This window comes from Nocardioides sp. NPDC101246, from assembly GCF_044767415.1.
Lineage (GTDB): Bacteria > Actinomycetota > Actinomycetes > Propionibacteriales > Nocardioidaceae > Nocardioides.
On the sequence record NZ_JBIWNX010000019.1, the window covers coordinates 1 to 19,702 of the forward strand.

Annotated in this window: 21 protein-coding genes and 1 tRNA gene; 11 read left to right on the forward strand and 11 right to left on the reverse strand. The window is 68.7% G+C overall.

The features are described 5' to 3' along the window. Positions 1–188 precede the first annotated feature (188 nt). The 4 genes from ACIRON_RS26835 to nth are packed head-to-tail and all read right to left on the reverse strand — an operon-like array spanning position 189 to position 3,416. Positions 189–1,367: a MarP family serine protease gene (locus ACIRON_RS26835; protein WP_402997276.1), complete on the reverse strand. Its 1,179-nt coding sequence runs from the start codon at positions 1,365–1,367 to the stop codon at positions 189–191. Next, complete coding sequence (locus ACIRON_RS26840; RefSeq protein ID WP_402997278.1) at positions 1,364–2,059, reverse strand: NUDIX hydrolase; 696 nt, start codon at positions 2,057–2,059, stop codon at positions 1,364–1,366. The genes ACIRON_RS26835 and ACIRON_RS26840 overlap by 4 nt, the downstream gene beginning before the upstream one ends. Then, positions 2,056–2,667, reverse strand: coding sequence for a TlpA family protein disulfide reductase (locus ACIRON_RS26845; protein ID WP_402997281.1), 612 nt, complete (start codon positions 2,665–2,667; stop codon positions 2,056–2,058). Before ACIRON_RS26845 ends, ACIRON_RS26840 begins: the two co-directional genes overlap by 4 nt. Positions 2,668–2,699: 32 nt before the next feature. After that, positions 2,700–3,416, reverse strand: a complete 717-nt coding sequence (nth, locus tag ACIRON_RS26850; RefSeq protein WP_402997284.1) for an endonuclease III — start codon at positions 3,414–3,416, stop codon at positions 2,700–2,702. A 187-nt stretch (positions 3,417–3,603) separates the two neighbouring features. Between nth and ACIRON_RS26855 the strand changes: the two genes are divergently transcribed. The 3 genes from ACIRON_RS26855 to ACIRON_RS26865 all read left to right on the forward strand — a co-directional run bounded on the left by ACIRON_RS26855 (position 3,604) and on the right by ACIRON_RS26865 (position 7,488). Further along, positions 3,604–4,281 carry a Crp/Fnr family transcriptional regulator gene (locus ACIRON_RS26855; RefSeq protein ID WP_008356269.1) on the forward strand — a complete coding sequence of 226 codons (678 nt, stop codon included), beginning with the start codon at positions 3,604–3,606 and terminating at the stop codon, positions 4,279–4,281. A gap of 71 nt (positions 4,282–4,352) precedes the next feature. Beyond that, on the forward strand, positions 4,353–4,853 hold the full coding sequence (locus ACIRON_RS26860; RefSeq protein ID WP_402997287.1) for a SigE family RNA polymerase sigma factor: 501 nt from the start codon (positions 4,353–4,355) through the stop codon (positions 4,851–4,853). Beyond that, a complete protein-coding gene (locus ACIRON_RS26865; RefSeq protein ID WP_402997290.1) occupies positions 4,846–7,488 on the forward strand; it encodes a hypothetical protein in 2,643 nt (880 codons plus the stop codon). The genes ACIRON_RS26860 and ACIRON_RS26865 overlap by 8 nt, the downstream gene beginning before the upstream one ends. Here the strand turns inward: ACIRON_RS26865 and ACIRON_RS26870 are convergent. The 5 genes from ACIRON_RS26870 to ACIRON_RS26890 are packed head-to-tail and all read right to left on the reverse strand — an operon-like array spanning position 7,482 to position 10,436. Further along, positions 7,482–8,078 carry a YdeI family protein gene (locus tag ACIRON_RS26870; RefSeq protein WP_402997293.1) on the reverse strand — a complete coding sequence of 199 codons (597 nt, stop codon included), beginning with the start codon at positions 8,076–8,078 and terminating at the stop codon, positions 7,482–7,484. The two genes, ACIRON_RS26865 and ACIRON_RS26870, sit on opposite strands and share 7 nt — an antisense overlap. A 17-nt stretch (positions 8,079–8,095) precedes the next feature. Further along, positions 8,096–8,890 carry an MBL fold metallo-hydrolase gene (locus ACIRON_RS26875; protein WP_402997296.1) on the reverse strand — a complete coding sequence of 265 codons (795 nt, stop codon included), beginning with the start codon at positions 8,888–8,890 and terminating at the stop codon, positions 8,096–8,098. Next, the gene (locus ACIRON_RS26880; RefSeq protein ID WP_402997299.1) at positions 8,887–9,774 is read right to left on the reverse strand and encodes an NUDIX hydrolase; all 888 of its coding nucleotides are present in this window, start codon (positions 9,772–9,774) and stop codon (positions 8,887–8,889) included. The genes ACIRON_RS26875 and ACIRON_RS26880 overlap by 4 nt, the downstream gene beginning before the upstream one ends. A gap of 51 nt (positions 9,775–9,825) precedes the next feature. After that, positions 9,826–10,284 (reverse strand): RidA family protein, encoded by a 459-nt coding sequence (locus ACIRON_RS26885; protein WP_402997301.1) that lies wholly within the window; start codon positions 10,282–10,284, stop codon positions 9,826–9,828. Continuing rightward, positions 10,281–10,436, reverse strand: a complete 156-nt coding sequence (locus ACIRON_RS26890; RefSeq protein WP_141791386.1) for a DUF4177 domain-containing protein — start codon at positions 10,434–10,436, stop codon at positions 10,281–10,283. The genes ACIRON_RS26885 and ACIRON_RS26890 overlap by 4 nt, the downstream gene beginning before the upstream one ends. Before the next feature lie 92 nt (positions 10,437–10,528). Between ACIRON_RS26890 and ACIRON_RS26895 the strand changes: the two genes are divergently transcribed. The 3 genes from ACIRON_RS26895 to ACIRON_RS26905 all read left to right on the forward strand — a co-directional run bounded on the left by ACIRON_RS26895 (position 10,529) and on the right by ACIRON_RS26905 (position 13,594). Next, entirely contained in the window at positions 10,529–11,341 is an 813-nt protein-coding gene (locus tag ACIRON_RS26895; RefSeq protein ID WP_402997304.1) for a maleylpyruvate isomerase family mycothiol-dependent enzyme, read from the forward strand. A gap of 73 nt (positions 11,342–11,414) precedes the next feature. Further along, positions 11,415–12,431 carry an ArsA-related P-loop ATPase gene (locus ACIRON_RS26900; RefSeq protein ID WP_402997307.1) on the forward strand — a complete coding sequence of 339 codons (1,017 nt, stop codon included), beginning with the start codon at positions 11,415–11,417 and terminating at the stop codon, positions 12,429–12,431. Further along, the gene (locus ACIRON_RS26905; RefSeq protein ID WP_402997310.1) at positions 12,428–13,594 is read left to right on the forward strand and encodes an ArsA family ATPase; all 1,167 of its coding nucleotides are present in this window, start codon (positions 12,428–12,430) and stop codon (positions 13,592–13,594) included. The genes ACIRON_RS26900 and ACIRON_RS26905 overlap by 4 nt, the downstream gene beginning before the upstream one ends. A 94-nt stretch (positions 13,595–13,688) precedes the next feature. Here the strand turns inward: ACIRON_RS26905 and ACIRON_RS26910 are convergent, their stop codons facing one another. Further along, positions 13,689–13,964: a WhiB family transcriptional regulator gene (locus ACIRON_RS26910; protein ID WP_045548985.1), complete on the reverse strand. Its 276-nt coding sequence runs from the start codon at positions 13,962–13,964 to the stop codon at positions 13,689–13,691. Positions 13,965–14,192: 228 nt separating this feature from the next. On the opposite strand from ACIRON_RS26910, the gene ACIRON_RS26915 reads away from it, so the two are divergent. Continuing rightward, a complete protein-coding gene (locus tag ACIRON_RS26915) occupies positions 14,193–16,616 on the forward strand; it encodes a transglycosylase domain-containing protein (protein WP_402997313.1) in 2,424 nt (807 codons plus the stop codon). Positions 16,617–16,684: 68 nt separating this feature from the next. Here the strand turns inward: ACIRON_RS26915 and ACIRON_RS26920 are convergent, their stop codons facing one another. Beyond that, complete coding sequence (locus ACIRON_RS26920; RefSeq protein ID WP_402997315.1) at positions 16,685–17,143, reverse strand: GatB/YqeY domain-containing protein; 459 nt, start codon at positions 17,141–17,143, stop codon at positions 16,685–16,687. Positions 17,144–17,169: 26 nt separating this feature from the next. On the opposite strand from ACIRON_RS26920, the gene ACIRON_RS26925 reads away from it, so the two are divergent. The 4 genes from ACIRON_RS26925 to ACIRON_RS26940 all read left to right on the forward strand — a co-directional run bounded on the left by ACIRON_RS26925 (position 17,170) and on the right by ACIRON_RS26940 (position 19,546). Beyond that, positions 17,170–18,102, forward strand: coding sequence for a metallophosphoesterase (locus ACIRON_RS26925; protein ID WP_402997318.1), 933 nt, complete (start codon positions 17,170–17,172; stop codon positions 18,100–18,102). Positions 18,103–18,175: 73 nt separating this feature from the next. After that, a tRNA-Pro gene (locus ACIRON_RS26930) sits at positions 18,176–18,249 on the forward strand. A 72-nt stretch (positions 18,250–18,321) separates the two neighbouring features. After that, positions 18,322–18,780: a nitroreductase family deazaflavin-dependent oxidoreductase gene (locus ACIRON_RS26935; RefSeq protein WP_402997321.1), complete on the forward strand. Its 459-nt coding sequence runs from the start codon at positions 18,322–18,324 to the stop codon at positions 18,778–18,780. A gap of 37 nt (positions 18,781–18,817) precedes the next feature. After that, positions 18,818–19,546 (forward strand): hypothetical protein, encoded by a 729-nt coding sequence (locus ACIRON_RS26940; protein WP_402997323.1) that lies wholly within the window; start codon positions 18,818–18,820, stop codon positions 19,544–19,546. Positions 19,547–19,702 lie beyond the last annotated feature (156 nt).

Here is a 19,702-nt window from a genome sequence, read left to right on the forward strand (position 1 = left end):
GCGGCCCGCGCCCCCCCCCGCCCCCCGTCCCCCGCGGCCGCGGGGGCCCGGGGGGGGGGGGGGGGGGGGGGCGCGCCCGTGGGGGGGGGGGGGCCCCCCCCCCCCCGCCCCCCCCCCCACAACTACAGATTCGACGTAAGGGACTACAGATTCGACCGCCACATCTACCGTCTCGGCGAGAGGGGGTGTCAGCCGGCGCAGGCTCCGGTGTCGACGGCAGCGGTCTGGGAGCGAGCCTCGCGGGCGATCTCGATGACCTGGTCGGTGGTGAGGGCGTAGCCGGTCTCGGAGTCGGTGACCGAGGCGGCGAAGACGACGCCGACGACGTCACCCTCGGAGTCGACGATGGGACCGCCGGAGTTGCCGGGGCGGATGAGGCTGCGTACGGAGTAGACGTCTCGGATGACGGTGCCGACGCCGTAGATGTCGGGCGAGCGGAGGCGCTGCTCGGCGCGGATACGACCGGGCTGTACGTCGAAGGGGCCGTCCTGCGGATAGCCCAGAACAGCGATCGGGTCCTCGGCGCCGGCGGTGCGGTCGAAATCGAGGCGCTTGAGGTTGCCGCCGCCCTCGAACTTCAGGACCGCGATGTCGATCTCAGGGTCGTAGTGGACGACCTTGGCGTCGTTGGCTCCGTCACCGACGATGACGTTGGGGTCGTCGACGCCGGCGACGACGTGGGCGTTGGTCATCAGATAGCCACGCCCGATGACGAACCCGGTGCCCTCGACACCCTTGCCGCACTCGTTGGCGCCGCGGATCTTGAGGACCGACTCGCCCGCGCGTACGACATCGGGGTCGGTGAGCATCCGCCGCGGACCGGGACCGACCTCGACGATCCGCTCATTGGCGAACGGCTCCAGGTAGCGCGGGAAGAACGAGGTGCCGACGACGTCGTTGAACGCGCTCAACGCACGGTCGGCAGGCGACGGCATGATCGAGTCGACCTTGGCCAGGATCGCCGAGCCACGCACCGCGGGCGTGAGCCCGTTGATCTGTGCCCCCGAGACCGCGACCCCGAGAGCCCAGGCAACCACCAGCACGGCCGCCGCGCTGAGCAGCGAGCCGCCGAGCGCATCGACGATCCGAGCCGGCTGCCAGGTGATCTCGTCCCGCACGCGTACGCCGCCGTACTGCAGCACCGCCTGCCCGATGGACGCACACGCGATCACGACGAACAGGGCGCCGAGCGAGACCCACAACGACGGAGCCGCGCTGCCGAGCACCTTCGGCGCCAGCCAGATACCGATGAAGCCACCGAGCAGCAGTCCGCCGGTCGCGAAGGCGCCGGTGATGAAGCCCTGCCAATAGCCCGAGAGCGCGTAGGCCCCGACGAGAATGATCAGGATCCAGTCAAGAAAGTTCACGGCCGATTCCGTTCGCGTCCCTGGAACATGTATTCGGGCAACTCCTTGATCGGCGCGTCCGGAATCTCCGTGATCCACCCGAGATAGGTGAAGAAGCGGCTGATGATTCCACCTGTGAAGCCCCAGAGGATGACATCCTTCTCCGGTCCGATCAAGAACGCGGGCATCAGCCATCCGCTGCGGCCCGGCGCGCCGACCTGGATCCGATGGGCAGGATCCATGAGATCCGACAACGGCACCCGGTAGACGGCATGCACCTCTTCGATCGAGCGGGCCGTGACCGGAGACGGCTCTCGCCACCACGCGATGATCGGCACCACCGCGTGGTTGGAGAACGGGATCCACAGCGCCGGTAGGCGGCCGACGACGTCGACGCCGGTGGGGTCGAGCCCGGTCTCCTCCCAGGCCTCCCGCAGCGCCGCCTCCTCGACGGTCTCGCCCGGATCGAGCCGGCCGCCGGGGAACGAGACCTGGCCGGGGTGCGAGCGCATCGTGTGCGAGCGCTCCGTCAGCAACAGCTCGGGACCCGAGGGACCTTCGCCGAACAGCATCAGTACGGCCGACTCGCGTGCGCTGCCGTCGGCCGGCGGCAGGAACTGTGAGATGTCCTCGCCCTGGATCTGCCGGGCGGCCTCGACGATCTCGTCGAACCACTCCGGCCGAGTCCCGTTGGCCGTCTGACGCTCGCTCACAGCGTGATCCCCAGCTTCTTCTCGACGAGCTCCTTCACCTGGGTCGCACTGGTCATGCCGCCCATCTGCAGCAGCTCCACCTCGCCGGAGGAGGACAGGACGTACGTCGCCGGCACCGCGCGCGCGGTGAGCGGCCCGCCCTGCAGCTCGCCGCCTGGATCGGCGTACATCGGGAAGGTCACGCCGCGCGAGATCGCTTCTTCGAGCGCGACCCCGGGGACGGTGTCCATGACGTCGATGCCGATCACCGGCACCTCGTCGCCGTAGGTCTCGTAGAAGCTCTGCAGCGCAGGCATCTCCTCCTTGCAGGGCGCGCAGAAGCCCTGGAAGAGGTTGATCACCATCGGCCCCTCGAAGGAGGCGAGGTCGGCGGACTCGCCACCGCCGAGGCAGGCCAGCACGATCGACGGCAGGCCGCCGTCGCTTGCGGGCCCTTCCTCGCAGGCCTCCACCTTCGACGCCTTCTTGGCCGCGACCATCTCCGCGGTGGCGACGTTCACCTTGGAGGACGGTTCATTGGCCAGTGGCGCGCCGGACTGTCCGCCCCCGTCGGAGGAGTCGGTGCCGCAACCGGCCAGGACGGCCAGCAGCAGGGCAGCTGCCGACACGACCCGGGCTCGTCTCCCCAGGGCACGCACCATCAGTTGCGGCCCTCCGTGCGGACCAGCTTGGCCGCGGCGTCAGGGTCGGTCGGCCCCTCCCCGTACGCAGGGCACATCTGGGAGATCGGGCAGGCACCGCACGCCGGCTTCTGGGCGTGACAGATCCGCCGCCCGTGCCAGATCACGTGGTGGGACAGCATGGTCCAGTCCCGCTTCTCGAACAGCGCCCCGACCTCGTGCTCGACCTTGACCGGGTCCTTCTCGGTCGTCCAACCGAAGCGCCGCGAGAGCCGGCCGAAGTGCGTGTCGACGGTGATCCCGGGCTTGCCGAAGGCGTTGCCGAGCACCACGTTGGCGGTCTTGCGCCCGACGCCGGGCAGCTTCACCAGCTGTTCCAGGCGCGAAGGCACCTCGCCGTCGTACTCCTCCACCAGCACGGCGCTCAGCTTCAGCAGCGACTCGGTCTTGGCACGGAAGAACCCGAGCGGCCCGACGAGCTGCTCCAGGTGCTCCCGGGGCGCCGCCGCCATCTCCTTCGCCGACGGGTAGGCCGCGAACAGAGCGGGCGAGGCCAGGTTGACCCGCTTGTCCGTGGTCTGCGCGCTCAGCACGGTCACGACCAAGCACTCGAACGGGTTGGTGAAGTCGAGCTCGGCCTTCGCATCCGGGTAGGTCTCACCGAGGACGCGGTCGATCCGACGGGCACGACGCACCAGACCCAGGCGCGTCTCAGTCGCAAACTTCTGGGCAGGCACGCAGCAAGGCTACGCGGCCGCACCGACAATCCCGATCCGGCCCGTGAGGCTGCTAGCACAAACACCGCTCAACACATGCACTTTCTGCGCTTATCGGTGGGGGATGTGCACTTGTGAGACGTTCCACAGATAGGATTCCCGGTGTAATACCCGCGGATGTGGGGAAAATCCAGGAGGAATGGCCGCAATGGACAACGACGTACTCCGTCAGGCACCGCTCTTCAGCGCACTCGATGACGAGTCGATGACGGCCCTGCACGCCTCGATGGCAGAGTCGAAGCTCCGCCGCGGGGAGGTGCTCTTTCACGAGGGCGACTCCGGCGACAAGCTGTACGTCGTGATCGACGGCAAGGTGAAGCTCGGCCGCACCTCGTCCGACGGCCGCGAGAACCTGCTCGCCATCATGGGCCCCGGCCAGATGTTCGGTGAGCTCTCGCTCTTCGACCCCGGCCCCCGTTCGGCCACCGTCACCGCGGTCACCGACTCCGCCTTCGCGAGCCTGTCGCACGAGGACCTCCTCAAGTGGCTCGAGGGCCGCCCGGTCGTCGCCCGCGGCCTCCTCGCCCAGCTGGCCGGCCGACTCCGCAAGGCCAACGACGTCGTCGCCGACCTCGTCTTCTCCGACGTCCCCGGCCGTGTCGCGAAGGCCCTGCTCGACCTCGCCGACCGCTTCGGCCGCACCGCCGACGACGGCGTCCACGTCCACCACGACCTCACCCAGGAGGAGCTCGCCCAGCTCGTCGGCGCCTCCCGCGAGACGGTCAACAAGGCCCTGGCCGACTTCGCCAGCCGCGGCTGGCTCCGCCTCGAGCCGCGCAGCGTGGTCATCATGGACATCGAGCGCATGGCCCGCCGCGCCCGCTGATCTTTTAACTTTACGAAGGCACCCGGCCTCCTCCCCACCGGCGTATTTGCCGGTGAGAGGAGGCCGCGCCTTTGTCCCCCACAGAACTCGATCGCGGGGCGTTCGAGCATTTCGTACGCACCCGGGTACCCGCGCTCTCCCGCACCGCCTACCTGCTGACCGGCGACGCCCACTTGGCCGAGGACCTCGTGCAGCAGGCGCTCTTCTCGGCCGCAAAGTCGTGGCATCGCATCAACGGTGACCCCGAGCCGTACATCCGCCGCATCCTCTACACCCAGAACATCTCCTGGTGGCGCCGACGTCGTATTCAGGAGACTCCGATGGAGTCGTACGACGCGCCATCTGCCCTGGCGAAGGACTCAGATCTCCGACTGAGCCTCGAGCAGGCGCTCGCCGAGCTGACCCCGAGACAGCGCACGATCCTCGTGCTCAGATTCTTCGAAGACCTCACCGAGGTCCAGACCGCCCACGTCCTCGGGATCCACTCCGGCACGGTCAAGTCCACGACCCGCAAGGCCCTCGCCCGCCTGCGCACCCTCGCACCTCATCTCGAGGAGCTCCTCCATGACTGACCAGCAGCTCCGCGACGAGCTACACCGCATCGCCGAGCGAGCGCCCAAGGCGTACGTGCCCACTGACACCTTCACCCGAGGCCGACGCGCCCATCGCCGCTCGGTCGTCATCGCCGTCAGCGCCGTCTCGGCCGCCATCGCCCTCATCGCCGGCTCCATCGCCTTCGCCCCGCAGCGCGACTCCGCCGAAGTCGACCCTGCCCGAAGCGACACCGACCTCGCCGTCCCCGACACGATCTTTGCGACGCCGACGTGGCTGGCCGAGACCGGGGACGGCCACTACATCAACGCCGGGAAACTGGAACACGACCTGGCGATCGGCGCCGGTGCGGTCGCATACGCCCAACGTGCTCAGGACTCGAACGGAGCCGTCGCGATCGTCGTCGACGCCGACGACGGCGACTACCACCCGCTCTACCTTCCGGACTTCATCGGTCTCGATCCCTATTGGAGGAACTCCGACGGCGACGACGGCGGGCAACACCCCCTCGCCCTCTCTCCCGACGGGCGCCACCTGGCGTGGTCCTGGGGACTGGGCCGAGACGCGGCAGCTGGCAGTGAGCGCGCTTCGGGCGGCGTACGCATCGCCGATCTGACCACCGGAGAAACCTCCGAGTGGGATCTCAGCAACGACGGGGGCACCTACGTCACTGGCATGGAGTGGTCTGAGGGCGGCAGCCAGCTGCTCTGGACCGGTCATCAGATGGACCGCTGGGACTCCGAGTCGTACGTCCCCGGCGATGCCGTGGCGGGGGTCATCACGCACGCATCGGCGACCGTAACCACCTACTCCGGCAGGATCGGCACGGTGACGGACCTCAGCCTGTGGGCGGTCGCCGACGACGGAACCATCGCCTTCAACGGGGCTTTGGACTCCGCTCTCCGCGTCCAGCGGCCTGGCGGCGAGATCGCACCGCTGGCGCTGCCCGACAACGCCTACGGGCCGATCATGTTCCACGGGTCCGACCTCTACGCCACGACGGAGGACGGACTGGCCCGGGTCGACGGCAACGGCCCGACCTACCCGAATCCAACCAAGATGCCGCTGCGTCCGGTCGGCTGGGTCGGCGACGGGCCGTTGTTCAAGCTGCATGGCCAGGACGACGTCTACTTCGGCCAGGTCTGGGCGGTCGACGATGCACCCGAAGGCGAAGGCACCGGCGGAAACTCGCTGATCGCGGTCGACGGAGACGCGAACATGGTCGTCGACACCGTCAGCATTGCGTACGACCTCATCGATGCCGACTCGATCAAGCACCCGACGGTGCACCGCAGTCAGCCGTTCTTCCTGCCGCTGTGGGTCAACACAGCAGTGTTCTGGCTGGTCGCGGCGGTTGTGGTCATCTCCGTCGTGGTCGCCGTCCGCTGGCGACGGGCGAAGCGCGTGCTCGCAGCCGTCATCCCTCTCGCCTGTATTCTCGCCGTCGTCGGCGCGTTCATCTTCTTTGACCCCGCCGACCTCCTGCCGCAGGGCGCGAAGGTGGAAGGCTCTGGCGGCACGATCGAGATCACGTCCTCTTCGCCGGACTCTGAAACGCCGAGCCGCGCGGTGATTCCGCGGCGCATCCGCTGGGCGGACCCCTTCACCGAGCCTGGCGTCCCAGTCTCCGATGTTCCCGTCGCCGACTCCCGAGCGGTCGGCCGCGCCATCCTCGCGTTCGGCGACGAGAGCGGCGCGATAGACGACCAGGAAAACTGTGAGGAGTACTGCGAGGGGGTCGCAGTGGTGATCACCGCCGACGGCGAATACAAGCGTCTGGCCCTGCCGGGAACTGACAGCTTCTTCGCGATGCGGGAGGAAGGGGCCATGCATCTCTCCCCCGACGGCCTCCACCTGGCGTACGTCACCAAGGACTCCGGCCTCAACGTCATCAATCTGCAGACGGGGAAAGTGACCAGGCAACCCATCGAACTCGAGCGCGGGAGGATCACCAGTTTCTCTTGGTCACCGGACTCGTCGTGGTTGGTCTGGGACTCCAACGACGAAGACCAGCAGGCCGGTCGCATCACGCCCCATGGCACGGCCGAACCGCTCCCCAAGGCCAACTGGACACATGCAGGCATTGGCAACGACGGCACCGTCGTCGCCCGGTCCGCGACTGGCACTCAGATCTGGCCAGCAGACAAAGCTGCCGACCTCCCCGGCCCCTCCGACAACACCGGCCTCGCCGACCAGGACAGCCTGTCAACCTGGATCGGCACCGACGCAGCGGCGGACGACGTCCGAACGGTCGACAACTTGTCCTCACGAGTCACCTTCACGATCGGATCGACCGTTCGCGGTGTCGACCTCGACGCTCGTCGGCTCGTCGAGGTTGCAGGATGGCTGACCGGCGGGACCCCGCTCATCGTGACCGCGGGCGATGAGGGCACCGACCTCCGTACCGTCGCCGACGACGGCTCGACCGAGATCGTGGCGGAGATCGACTACCGACTGCAGATGTTGAGCATCGCCACAGCCCTCCCCGAGGATCTGGCCGTCCAGACGCCGGACACGGAGTGGGCCGAGCCCAGCCCACTCCGCTGGCTACCGCCGGTCGGAGCCGTTGGTGCGGTCGTGACCGGCTTCCTCATCTGGGGACACGTCAGGCGAAGGAAGGCCGATATGCCTTCCCCCGCCGGACGGAGCTACTGAGGCTGGCGCTTCTGGGGGTAGAACGTTTCGTGGCGGGCGAGCATGGCGGCGAACTCCTCGACCTTGCGCGCCCGAGCGGCCTCGGTCTTCAGGGCGGTGAGGCGGTGGTAGAGGGCGAAACGGTTCTGGGAGGTGAGGACGTCGTACATCGCCTGCGCCTCGGGCACCGCGGCGATCGCGGCGAGGAGCTCGGGCGGGGTCTCGGCGGTGGCAGGACCGGCGTACGCCGCGTCCCACCGCCCGTCCGCCTTGGCCGCCTCCACGGCAGCTCGGCCGGCGGCGGTCATCCGGCCCTCGGCCTCGAGGCGGCCGATGTGCTCGACGTTCCTCAGTGACCAGCGGCTCTTCGGCCCACGCGGGGTGAACCGCTGGAACGACGACTGATCGTCGCGGCGCCGGGCCTGGCCGTCGATCCAGCCGAAGCAGAGCGCTTCGTCGAGCGCCGTCTGCCAGGCCAGCGTGGTGAGCGTGCCGCCCTTCTTGGTCAGCACCAGCCAGACCGCGGGTGTGTCGGCATGGTGCTCCTCCAGCCATGCCCGCCACGCGGGTGGGTCGGGAAGCAGGAGCTCGACTCCGGGCAGGATGGCCATGAGCCGAACAGTAGGCCTCAGCGCTCGGCGAGGTAAGCCAATTGCGCTCGCACCGAGAGCTCGGCGGCGCCCCAGAGGACCTGGTCGACGTCGGCGTACACGATCTCGACGATCGCCCGCGGATCCGCATCCGCAGGGGTGGTGCCGAGCCCGGAGAGAGCCTCCTCGACCTGGCCGAGGCGTTCGCGGCGGTGGGCGATGTAGTAGTCGAGAGCTCCGAGCGCATTACCGATGACCGGGCCGTGACCAGGCCAAACAGCACCGACACCGTGCTCGGAAGCGAGCGCGTGGAGGCGGTCGAGGGAGTCCAGATAGGCACCCAGCTGACCGTCGGGATGAGCCACGACGGTCGTCCCACGACCGAGGACCGTGTCGCCGGTGAGCACCGCCCCATCACCCGGCAGCCAGAAGGAGAGCGAGTCCGCGGTGTGCCCGGGAGTCCCGACGACGCGAATCTCCAGCCCGTCGACCTCGATGACGTCGCCGTCCCCGAGCCCCTCGGTCCCGAGCCGGTATTCAGGATCAAGAGCGCGTACGCCTGCCCCGACCCGCTCCGCGAAGGCCCGTGCCGCCTCGGAGTGGTCATAGTGATGATGGGTCAGCAGCACCGTCGCGACCTCGCCTGCGGCCTCCGCGACGGCATCGAGGTGCCCCTCGTCGAGAGGGCCGGGGTCGATCACGACCGACCGGCGCGCACCCGGCTCGCGCAGCACCCAGGTGTTGGTGCCGTCGAGCGACATGATGCCGGGGTTCGGCGCGAGGATGCACCGACCGCGCTCCCCGAAGACCCCACCTGACCAGGACTCGTTCATGGGCGTCCCCTTCCAGCGACGAGCGAGGCGTGCAGCGGCATCATCGACAGCGTGTGGCCGCCGTCAACCTCCGCGACGGTCGGTGTGAACATCGTCAGCTCACGCTCCTCGGCGGCGGCGAGAACCTCGTCCTCCGAGCCGATCGACGAGACCTCGAGACAGTTGAGGTAGGTCGGCGGCATCATCGCCAGCTCGCCGGCCTCGACCTGGGCGACCGCATCAGCGGTCCCCAGCCACAGCACCGAGGAGGACTCGCTCGACACGTCGCGGGTCACCTGCCCCTCGGGCAGCCGCGCGACGAAGAACCAGGTCGCGAACCGCTTCGGCTCGAAGACGGGCGTCGTCCATGCGGCCCACGGCGCCAGCAGATCCGTACGCAGAACCAGCCCGCGCCGGGTCAGCAGCTCGGTCAGCGACAGCGAGCGCGACTCCAGAGCGACCCGGTCCGCCTCCCACTCCGGCCCCGAGACGTCGTCGACGACGGCATCGCCCGACGGCCCCGCGAGCAGGACCCCGCACTCCTCGAACGTCTCCCGCACCGCCGCGGCGACCAGCGCCCGCGCGCGGGACTCATCGACCCCGAGCCGGCGCGCCCACTCTCCGGCGGACGGCCCGGCCCAGCAGGAGTCGGGCAGCTCGGCGTCGCGTACGTCCACGCCGCCGCCGGGGAAGACAGCCATCCCGGCGGCGAACCCCATCGTCAGCTGCCGCCGGAGCAGGTAGACCTCAGGGCCAGCATCAGAATCGGCGCCGGATCCCGGCCGGAGCAGGAGCACCGTCGCCGCGTCGCGCGGCTCGACCGGGGTGCGTACGCCCTGGGCGTACTCCCCGGCCAACGCCACGATGTCGTCACCAAGCCGGACTGGAGGGATCGGGATACGCACGTTCGTCACTGTAGCGACGCTCACACCCGCGCCCTACCCCCGATCCGAGGGTCAGACTTCTACGATGATCTCCACCTCGACGGGCGCGTCGAGCGGCAGCACCGGCACGCCGACGGCGGAACGCGTGTGGCGGCCGGCGTCACCGAAGACCTTGCCGAGCAGCTCGGAGGCACCGTTGGCGATGCTCGGCTGGGCGGTGAAGTCGGGAGTGGAGGCGACGAAGCAGGTCACCTTGACGACCCGCTTGACCAGCGACAGGTCGCCGATCTCGGCCTTGACCGCGGCGAGCGCGTTGAGCGCGCACTGCTGCGCGGCCGCCACGCCCTCCTCGGGCGAGACCTCGCCACCGAGCTTGCCGGTGGACAGCATCGCGCCGTCCTTCATCGGCAGCTGGCCGGAGGTGAAGACGTAGTCGCCGGTGCGAAGCGCCGGGATGTAGGCCGCCACCGGAGGAACCACCTCCGGCACCGACAGCCCGAGCTCGGCGAGGACCTCCTCGGGCGCGCTCACTCCGAGACCGCCCGCTTGAAGAAGCCGACGTAGTTGCCGGTGCCGTTGTCGAGGATGGAGACGAGCTCCCACCCATCGGCACCGAAGTTGTTGAGAATCTGCGCCGCAGCGTGGTTGAGGATCGGCGCTACCTGGTACTCCCACTTGGTCATATCGGCACCCTACTTCGCGGACCCGCGGACCGGTTTCCCGACGAGATGGTTTGACCTTCCAACCGAGGGCGAGGCCCACTATCGTCAGGTCCGTGACTTCCGCAGAGCAGCTGAAGACGTACGTCGACTCCTGGTGGTCCTCGATCCAGGACCTCCTCACGCTCCTCGAGGAGCTCTCCGAGCCCGACTGGGACCGGCCCACCGACCTCCCCGGCTGGGACGTACGCGCCATCGCCTCCCATGTCGCCCATCTCGAGGGCCTCACCGCCGGCGCGCCCCGCGAGGACGCCACCGTGCCCGAGTCCGCCCACATCAAGTCGCCGATGGGCCAGTTCACCGAGATCGGCGTGCTCACCCGCCGCGAGGCCTCACCGGCGAGCATCATCGACGAGATCCGCCGCCACTCCGCCGTACGTCACGACGAACTGCTCGCCTCCCCGCCCGAGGACCCCGCAGTGCCGGCGTCCGGCATCTTCGGCGCGCTCGGGTGGACGACCGGCAAGCTGCTCCGCAACCGGCCGCTCGACGTCTGGCTGCACGAGCAGGACATCCGCCGCGCCACCGGCCGCCCTGGCCACCTCGACAGCCCCGGCGCCCTCCACACCGCCGACTACCTGCTCGAAGGCGTCGGCTTCGTGCTCGCGAAGAAGGCCGGCGGTGCCCCTGGCGCCTCGGTCGTCGTCGAGGTCGAGGGCCACGCCCCCTACGCGTTCACCGTCACCAAGGATGGCAAGGGCGTCCCGGTGGCCGACCCGACCGCGCCCACCGTCACCCTCACCACCGACCGGGAGACGTACGTCCTCCTCGCCGGCGGCCGCGCCTCCGGCGACCCGAGCAAGGTCGAGATCACCGGCGACACCGTGCTCGGCACCAAGATCGTCGAGAACCTCAACATCACCCCCTGAGTTGTGAACCTGAGAGTGATCTATAGGTCACTCTCAGGTTCACAACACCCTGAGCCCGGATAAAGTCAGGTCCATGAGTTCCGACTGGCCCCACGTGCAGCTGCATGTGGTGACCGGCAAGGGCGGCACGGGCAAGTCGACGGTGGCTGCGGCTCTCGCGCTCGGGCTGGCCTCCCACGGGAAGAACGTCCTGCTCTGCGAGGTCGAGGGCCGCCAGGGGGTGGCGCGGATGTTCGACGTCGACCCGCTGCCCTACGCCGAGACCCGCATCGCGACCGGGCTGCGGCTGCGGTCGCGATCGGGTGCCGACGCCGAGCCGGGCAACGTCTACGCGCTGCACATCGCCCCGGAGGAAGCCCTCCTCGAATACCTCAAGATGTACTACAAGCTCGGCCCGGCCGGCCGTGCCCTCGACCGGTTCGGCGTCGTCGAGTTCGCGACCACGATCGCGCCGGGGGTCAGGGACGTCCTCCTCACCGGCAAGCTCTTCGAGGCCGTCCAGCGCAACAGCCGCAACAAGGGCGCGCGGACCTACGACGCCGTCGTGCTCGACGCTCCCCCGACCGGCCGGATCACCACCTTCCTCAACGTGTCCGAGTCGGTCGCGGGTCTGGCCAAGGTCGGCCCGATCAAGAACCAGGCCGACACCATGATGACCCTGTTCCGCTCCCGCCGCACCGCCGTCCATCTGGTCACGCTGCTGGAGGAGATGCCGGTCCAGGAGACCTCCGACGGCATCGGCGAGCTGCGCGCCGCCGGCCTCCCCGTCGGCGGTGTCATCGTCAACCAGGTGCGCCCCCGCGACCTCCCCGACGAGTCGCTCGCCCCCGCCCTCGCCGGCTCCCTCGACAGCGAGATGATCGCCGAGGACCTCAAGCGCGCCGGCGTCGAACCCGACCCGGCCCTGATCTCCGCCCTCACCGACGAGGCGAAGGAGTACGCCGAGCGCCGAGCCCTCGAGGACGCGCAGCGCGACCTCGTCGCCGGCCTCGGGGTCCCGACCTACGAGCTCGACCGGATCGCCGGCGGGATCGACATCGGTGGGCTCTACGAGCTCGCGGCCGAGCTCAAGGATCAGGGGCTCGCATGACGGCACGTCCCCGCGTCGGCCCGTTGGCCGCCCACGCCGACCACACCCAGGCCCTCGACGTCGACCGACTGCTCGATGACCGCGACACCCACATCATCGTCTGCTGCGGCAGCGGCGGCGTGGGCAAGACGACGACCTCGGCGGCGCTCGCGCTCCGGGCAGCCGAGCGGGGCCGGAAGGTCGTCGTGCTGACGATCGACCCCGCCCGCAGGCTGGCCCAGTCGATGGGCATCGACCAGCTCGACAACACTCCTCGTCCCGTCCCCGACATCGGTCCCGGCACCCTCGACGCGATGATGCTCGACATGAAGCGCACCTTCGACGAGGTGGTCGAGTCCCAGGCCAGCCCCGAGAAGGCGCAGCAGATCCTCAACAACCAGTTCTACATCGCGCTGAGCTCCAGCTTCGCGGGCACGCAGGAATACATGGCGATGGAGAAGCTCGGCCAGCTCTACCGCGACTCCTTCGCCCACAACGGCGGCAACGGCGACTACGACCTGATCATCGTCGACACACCCCCGAGTCGAAGCGCCCTGGACTTCCTCGACGCCCCCGAGCGCCTCTCCAGCTTCCTCGACGGGCGCTTCCTGCGCCTGATGCTGGCCCCGGCCAAGGGCCCGGTCAGGTTGATGTCGGCCGGGATCAACATCGTCACCAACGCGCTCAAGAAGGTGCTCGGCGGGCAGATGCTCACCGACCTGCAGACCTTCGTGACCGCACTCGACACCGTCTTCGGTGGCTTCCGGCAACGGGCCCAGGAGACCTACGCACTGCTGCAGGCCGACGAGACCGCCTTCCTCGTCATCGCAGCCCCCGAGCCCGACGCGCTCCGGGAGGCCGCCTACTTCGTCGAGCGGCTCTCCGGCGACCGGATGCCGCTCCAGGGCCTGGTCGTCAACCGAGCCACCCTGCCCGACGACGCCGCGCTCACCGCGGCCGCGGCGGGAGCCGCCTCCGAGCGTCTCCCCGACGCGCCTCTCACCGCCGGGCTGCTGCGACTCCATGCCGACCGCGCGCTCCTGGTCGAGCGCCAGGACCAGCTGCGCGAGCGCTTCGCGGTGGCCCATCCCCAGGTGCCGACCGCGGTCGTGCCGGCGCTGCCCGGTGACGTACACGATCTCGACGGGCTCCGCGAGATCGCCCGGTTGCTGGCCCAGGGCTGAGCACCTGAAAACGGGGTCGAGCCAGGACGTACGGAACGTACGTCCTGGCTCAGACCAAGATCTTCAGCGATCCACTCGAGTAGGGGACGGGTGGTCACTCCACCGAGGCACGGGTGCGCGCGGCCTCGAGCACGGCGCGCCAGGAGGCGTTCGGGCTGCGGCGGAGCAGCGCACGACGCTCGCGCTCGGTCATGCCGCCCCAGACACCCCACTCGATCTGGTTGTCGAGCGCCTCGGCGAGGCATTCGGTGCGGACGACGCAGCCGGAACAGACCATCTTGGCCTTGTTCTGCTCGGCTCCACGCACGAAGAGCTCGTCGGGCTCGTTCTCACGACAAGCGGCCTGCAGCGACCATTCATCAACCCACATTGTGTGCCATCCCTTCATCGGAGCGCATCGCCCTCCCCAATTTGACGGCGTGGGCGCCCGTGCGGACTAAAGGTTAAGGACCCGAGCCTGTCGAGTGACACACCCTTCTGGCCCAAAGTACGTAGTTCGAAATGACTAGTAGGGGTCCTAGGACCCCTTTGTGGCCTCCCTGTCCGGCTACATTTGCGAATCATGTGCTATTAGCCGCGATCACCTACGATGACCAGCATGTCCTCGCCGTCGCTGCGCCCGCAGACCGTGCTCAAGCATCTCGCCGTCATGTGCGGCGTGGCAGCCGTCCTCGGAGTCGTCGCCGCAGGTCTCGCCATCCCCTTCGCCGGTGTGGCCGGGCTCGCGGCCAAGGAGACCGCCGAGAAGATGGACTCGCTGCCGCAGGCCTTCGAGGTCGACGACATGTCCCAGACGACCAAGATCGTCGACCGCAAGGGCAACCTGATCACGACGCTCTACGACCAGAACCGCGTCTACCGTCCTCTCGACCAGATCTCGTCCAACATGACGAAGGCGCTCCTGGCGATCGAGGACTACCGCTTCTACCAGCACGGCGCGATGGACCTCAAGGGCACGCTGCGCGCGCTGATCACCAACCAGGCGAGCGACTCGGTGCAGGGTGGTTCCTCGATCACCCAGCAGCTGGTCAAGACCACCCTGGTCTACTCGGCGAAGACCGAGGCCGAGCGCAAGGCGGCCATCGAGAAGTCGACGGCCCGCAAGGTCCGCGAGCTGCGCTACGCGATCGCGCTGGAGGAGAAGCACTCCAAGGACTGGATCCTGGAGCGCTACCTCAACGCCGCCTACTTCGGCGACGGCGCCTACGGCGTCCAGGCCGCCGCCAAGCACTACTTCAACGTCAACGCCTCCGAGCTCAACTGGCAGCAGTCGGCGATGCTGGCCGGGATGGTGAAGAACCCCACCGGCTACGACCCGACCAACTACCCCGACGCCACCATCGCCCGCCGCAACGTCGTCATCGACCGGATGGCCGCGCTCAAGGTCGTCTCCCGCCCCGAGGCGGAGAAGCTGAAGGACGCCAACCTCGGCCTGGACGTCCAGAAGCAGCGCAACGGCTGCCTCGGCTCCTCCGCTGAGTTCTTCTGCGACTACGTGCTCAACTGGCTGATCAAGGACCCCTCCTTCGGCGAGACAGAGGCTGACCGACTGGCGCTGATCAGGTCCAGCGGCCTGACCATCAAGACCACGTTGGACCAGCGCTTCCAGGACGCTGCTCAGGCATCGGTCGAAGACCACGTCGACTCCACGGACGACGCGATCGGCGCGCTCGCCATGGTCGAGCCCGGCACCGGCCGGGTGCGTGGGCTCGCCCAGTCGCGGCCGATGGGCGACAAGCGGAAGAAGGGTGAGTCCTACCTCAACTACATGGTTCCGACCCAGTACGGTGACTCCGCCGGATTCCAAGCTGGCTCGACCTTCAAGCCGTTCGTTCTTACTGCTGCGATCGAGCAGGGCTTCCCGCTGAAGCAGCAGATCAACTCGCCGGAGCACCTGACCCTCGACCAGTCGTCGTTCGCGCCCTGCCCTGGCGATGGCAAGTTCACCGGCCCCTGGCCTGTCAGCAACTCGACGACCTCAGGAATGAAGGACGCCTACACCGGCACCCGAGAGTCGGTGAACACCTTCTACGCCCAGCTCACCCAGATCACCGGTTTCTGTGCCCCCTACAAGATGGCCCAGAAGATGGGGATCCAGCTCGACGCCCCGTTCGGTCGCGACAAGGAGACCGGAGCAGTCTGCAAGTCCGCCCAGACCGACTGCACCCCCGGGGAGAGAGTTCCGTCCTTCGCCCTCGGTGTCACCAGCGTGAGCCCCCTCGAGATGGCGGAGGCGTACGCAACCTTCGGCGCTCGCGGCAAGCACTGCGACTCGGTTCCGGTCAACGAGATCCTTGATGCCAACGACAAGGTGATCAAGACGTACAAGCCGACCTGCAAGCAGGTCATGGCCGAGGGCACCGCCGACGCCGTCAACGACATCCTTCGAGGCCTCATCGAAGGCGGCTTCGCGAGCAACCAGGCACTCTCGGTGCCTGCCGCCGGCAAGACCGGCACCATCAACGGCAACATGGCCGTCTGGTTCATGGGATACACCCCGAAGCTGGCCACCGCCGCGATGGTCGCCGGTGCCAACTACGACGGCACCTGGAAGACCCTCAACGGGCAGTACGTCGGTGGGTCCTACATCGGCGAGGCCTCCGGCTCAGCCGTCGCCGCACCGATGTGGGGTGACGCCATGAAGGTGATCGACAAGTACCTGAAGTGGGTGGACTTCCACGAGGTCGACCCGAAGGTGATCGCGGGCAACACGGTCGACGTCCCCTGGGTCGGCGGCATGACGGTCGAGAAGGCCACGAAGATCCTGCGGGGCGCCGGTTTCCAGGTCCAGGTCGGCCCGGAGGCCTACTCGGAGTACGACCCCGGTCTGGTTGCCTTCACCACTCCGTCCGGCGAGGCCGCCGAGGGGTCGCCGGTGACGATCTATACCTCACTGGGCCCGGACCCGAAGCCCGATCCCAAGCCCAAGAAGAAGCAGCCCGAGAAGAAGAAGCCGGGCAACGAGAAGCCGGCCGCGGTCGAGGAAGAGCCCGACTTCGGCTGGGAGTGGCCGACCGGCTGACACCGATAGCATCAAATGACTGTGGCCCCACCGGATCCGGTGGGGCCACAGTCGTTCTCGGACCGCCGTCAGGCGAGCTGCTTGCGCACCTCCGCGGCCACGGCGCCACCGTCGGCACGGCCCTTGGTCTGCGGGGTCAGGACGCCCATCACCTTGCCCATGCCCTTCATCCCGAGGTCGGCCGCACCGGTCTGGGCGATGGCCTTGCTGACCAGGTCGGAGATCTCCTCGGCGCTCAGCTGAGCGGGCAGGTACTCGGTGATGACCGCGGCCTCCGCGGTCTCCTTCTCGGCCTGCTCGGGGCGCCCGCCGTCGGCGAAGGCGGTGGCCGCCTCGCGGCGCTTCTTGGCCTCGCGGGTGAGGATCGTGATGATCTCGTCGTCGGTGAGCTCCTTGGCCTCCTTGCCGGCGACCTCCGCCTCGGTGATCGAGGCCAGGACCATGCGCAGCGTCCCGGCGCGGTCCTTGTCGCGGGCCTTCATCGCGGAGGTCAGGTCGGTCCTCAGCTGGTCCTTCAGAGTGCTCATGAAACCCATTGTGGCAGGGTTGAGCCATGCGGTTCGCCTCAGTGATCGGCCCAGTAGTCGGCACAGCACTCGGCACCGGGCTCGCCACCGGCGCGGCCATGACGGCGTACGCCCTGTGGGAGGCCCGTCAATACACGCTGCGCCACGTCGGACTGCCGGTGCTCCCCGAGGGCGCGGACCCGCTGCGGGTGCTGCACCTCTCCGACATGCACGTGGTCCCGTCGCAGCACAAGAAGCTCGACTGGATCACGTCCCTGGCGTCCCTGAAGCCGGACCTGGTCGTCGACACCGGTGACAACCTGGCTCACCAGCGCGCGGTGCCATCGATCGTCAACGCCCTCGGCACGCTGCTCGACGTACCGGGAGTCTTCGTGCACGGCTCCAACGACTACTACGAGCCGCGGCTGCGCAACCCGATCGGCTACCTGCTGCCGGACAACGGCAAACGGCAGACGAACGTGCCCCAGCTCCCCTGGCGTGACCTGTCCGCGTCGTTCACCAAGGCCGGCTGGCTCGATCTCACCAACACACGCTCGACGCTGACCGTCAAGGGCGTCGAGTTCGCCTTCGCGGGCGTCGACGACCCCCACCTGCGCCTCGACGACCTGTCTGCGGTCGCCGGCCCCGCGGACCCGTCCGCGGACGTACGCCTCGGGGTCGCGCACGCTCCCTATCTACGGGTCCTGGACCAGTTCACCGCCGACGGCTACGACGCGATCCTGGCCGGCCACACCCACGGCGGTCAGATCTGCCTGCCGGGCGGGCGAGCCCTGGCCACCAACTGCGACCTCGACCCCGCCCGGGTACGCGGCCTGCACACCCACACCCACGGCGGACGGCAGGCCTGGCTGCATGTCTCGGCGGGTCTCGGCACCTCGCCGTACACCCGGATCCGCATCGCCTGCCGCCCCGAGGCGACCCTCCTGACGCTCACCCCACGCGGAGCGTCAGGTCGGTAGGGCCCGATTACGGCTCAGGGGAGTCTCTGGGCTATGCTCATTCCTCGTTGGACCGTTTGTTCGGTGCAGCATTCGGGTTGTAGCGCAGCTTGGTAGCGCACCTCGTTCGGGACGAGGGGGCCGCAGGTTCAAATCCTGTCAACCCGACATCGAGTTCAGGCTCGGAGATCACAAGATCTCCGGGCCTGAACCTCTTTCTGGCCGAGTAGTGTCGACGCCATGAGCTTCGACACTCGCAACGGCACTCGTGGTGCCAAGCAGCCCTCGGCCAACCTCTTCCTCAAGCTGGGCAACAAGCTGATGATGAGCCGGGCTCGCAAGAGCAACGGCACCATGGCCGGGATGCGGCTGCTCGTGCTCACCACGATCGGCAAGAAGAGCGGCGAGCCCCGCTCGACGCCGCTCGCCTGGTTCCCGGGCGACAACAGCACCTGGCTGATCGCCGCCTCAGCGGCCGGCGGGCCGAAGAACCCGGCGTGGTACTACAACCTCGCGGCCCACCCCGACCGGGTCACCATCGAGCTCGGCGGCGAGACCATCCCGGTGGTCGCCGAACAGCTGCACGGCGAGGACCGTGCCCGCTCCTGGGCCGCGATCGTCGAGTCGTCCGCCAACTTCGGGAGCTACGAGGAGAAGACCGACCGCGAGATCCCGGTCATCCGTCTCACCCGCGCCTGAGTTCAAATGTGACGCGTGGCATGCGAAACTGCCCCTCATGAGCAACGACCCCGCCGACAAGCTCGCAGCGCCGTCGTTCGGTTTCAAGAAGAAGCGTGGGGGCACGAAGCCGGCGGACGCCAAGCCTGAGAAGACCCAGCCACCGAAGACCCAGCCTCAGAAGACCCAGGCCCCGAAGGCTCGGGTCGAGAAGCCACCGGTCGAGGCTGCTCCGGTCGAGACTGCCTCGGGCGAGAAGACCCAGGTACTGGAGAAGACGGCACCACCCGTCATCGCGCCCGAGCCGCCTGCCAAGAAGCAGAAGGCACAGAAGCCGCCCAAGCCGGCGAAGGAACCGAGGGCGCCCAAGGCACCCAAGCCGCCCAAGGACCCGAGCCGGCGACGGATCAACCTCGGCACCCCGTCGGGCCTGTCCGCGGCGGTCATGATCGGCGCCATCGTCGGCGCGTTCATGGCCCTGGCCGTCTGGTTCAGCGGCACCGTGAGCCAGTGGACGCGAGGCACCTCGTCGCTCGGCGACAAGGGCGCGATCATCCTGATCGCCGTCTTCGCCCTCGCGATCATCCTCGGCGGCTATCTCCTCCGCCTGGCCGCCGCCCGCTCCCCGTTCACGATCAGCTTCCTCGGCTCGGCACTCGTCGCCGTACTCTCGATGCTCTTCCTCACCGACGTCCTCGTCCACGCCTGGGGAGTGATCATCGTCGTGATCCTCTCCGCCGCCGCGTACGCCCTCGCCTACTGGGTCACCACCAACTACATCGACTGACCCCAGCCGAAACCGCAGAAGCGACGGCCGAGAATGTAGTTGTGGGGGGGGGGGCCGGGGGGGGGGGGCCCCCCCCCCCGCCGCCCCCCCCCCGGGGGGGGGGGGCCCCGCCCCCCCCGCCGCGGCCCCCCCCCGACCCGGCGGGGGGGGGGTTTT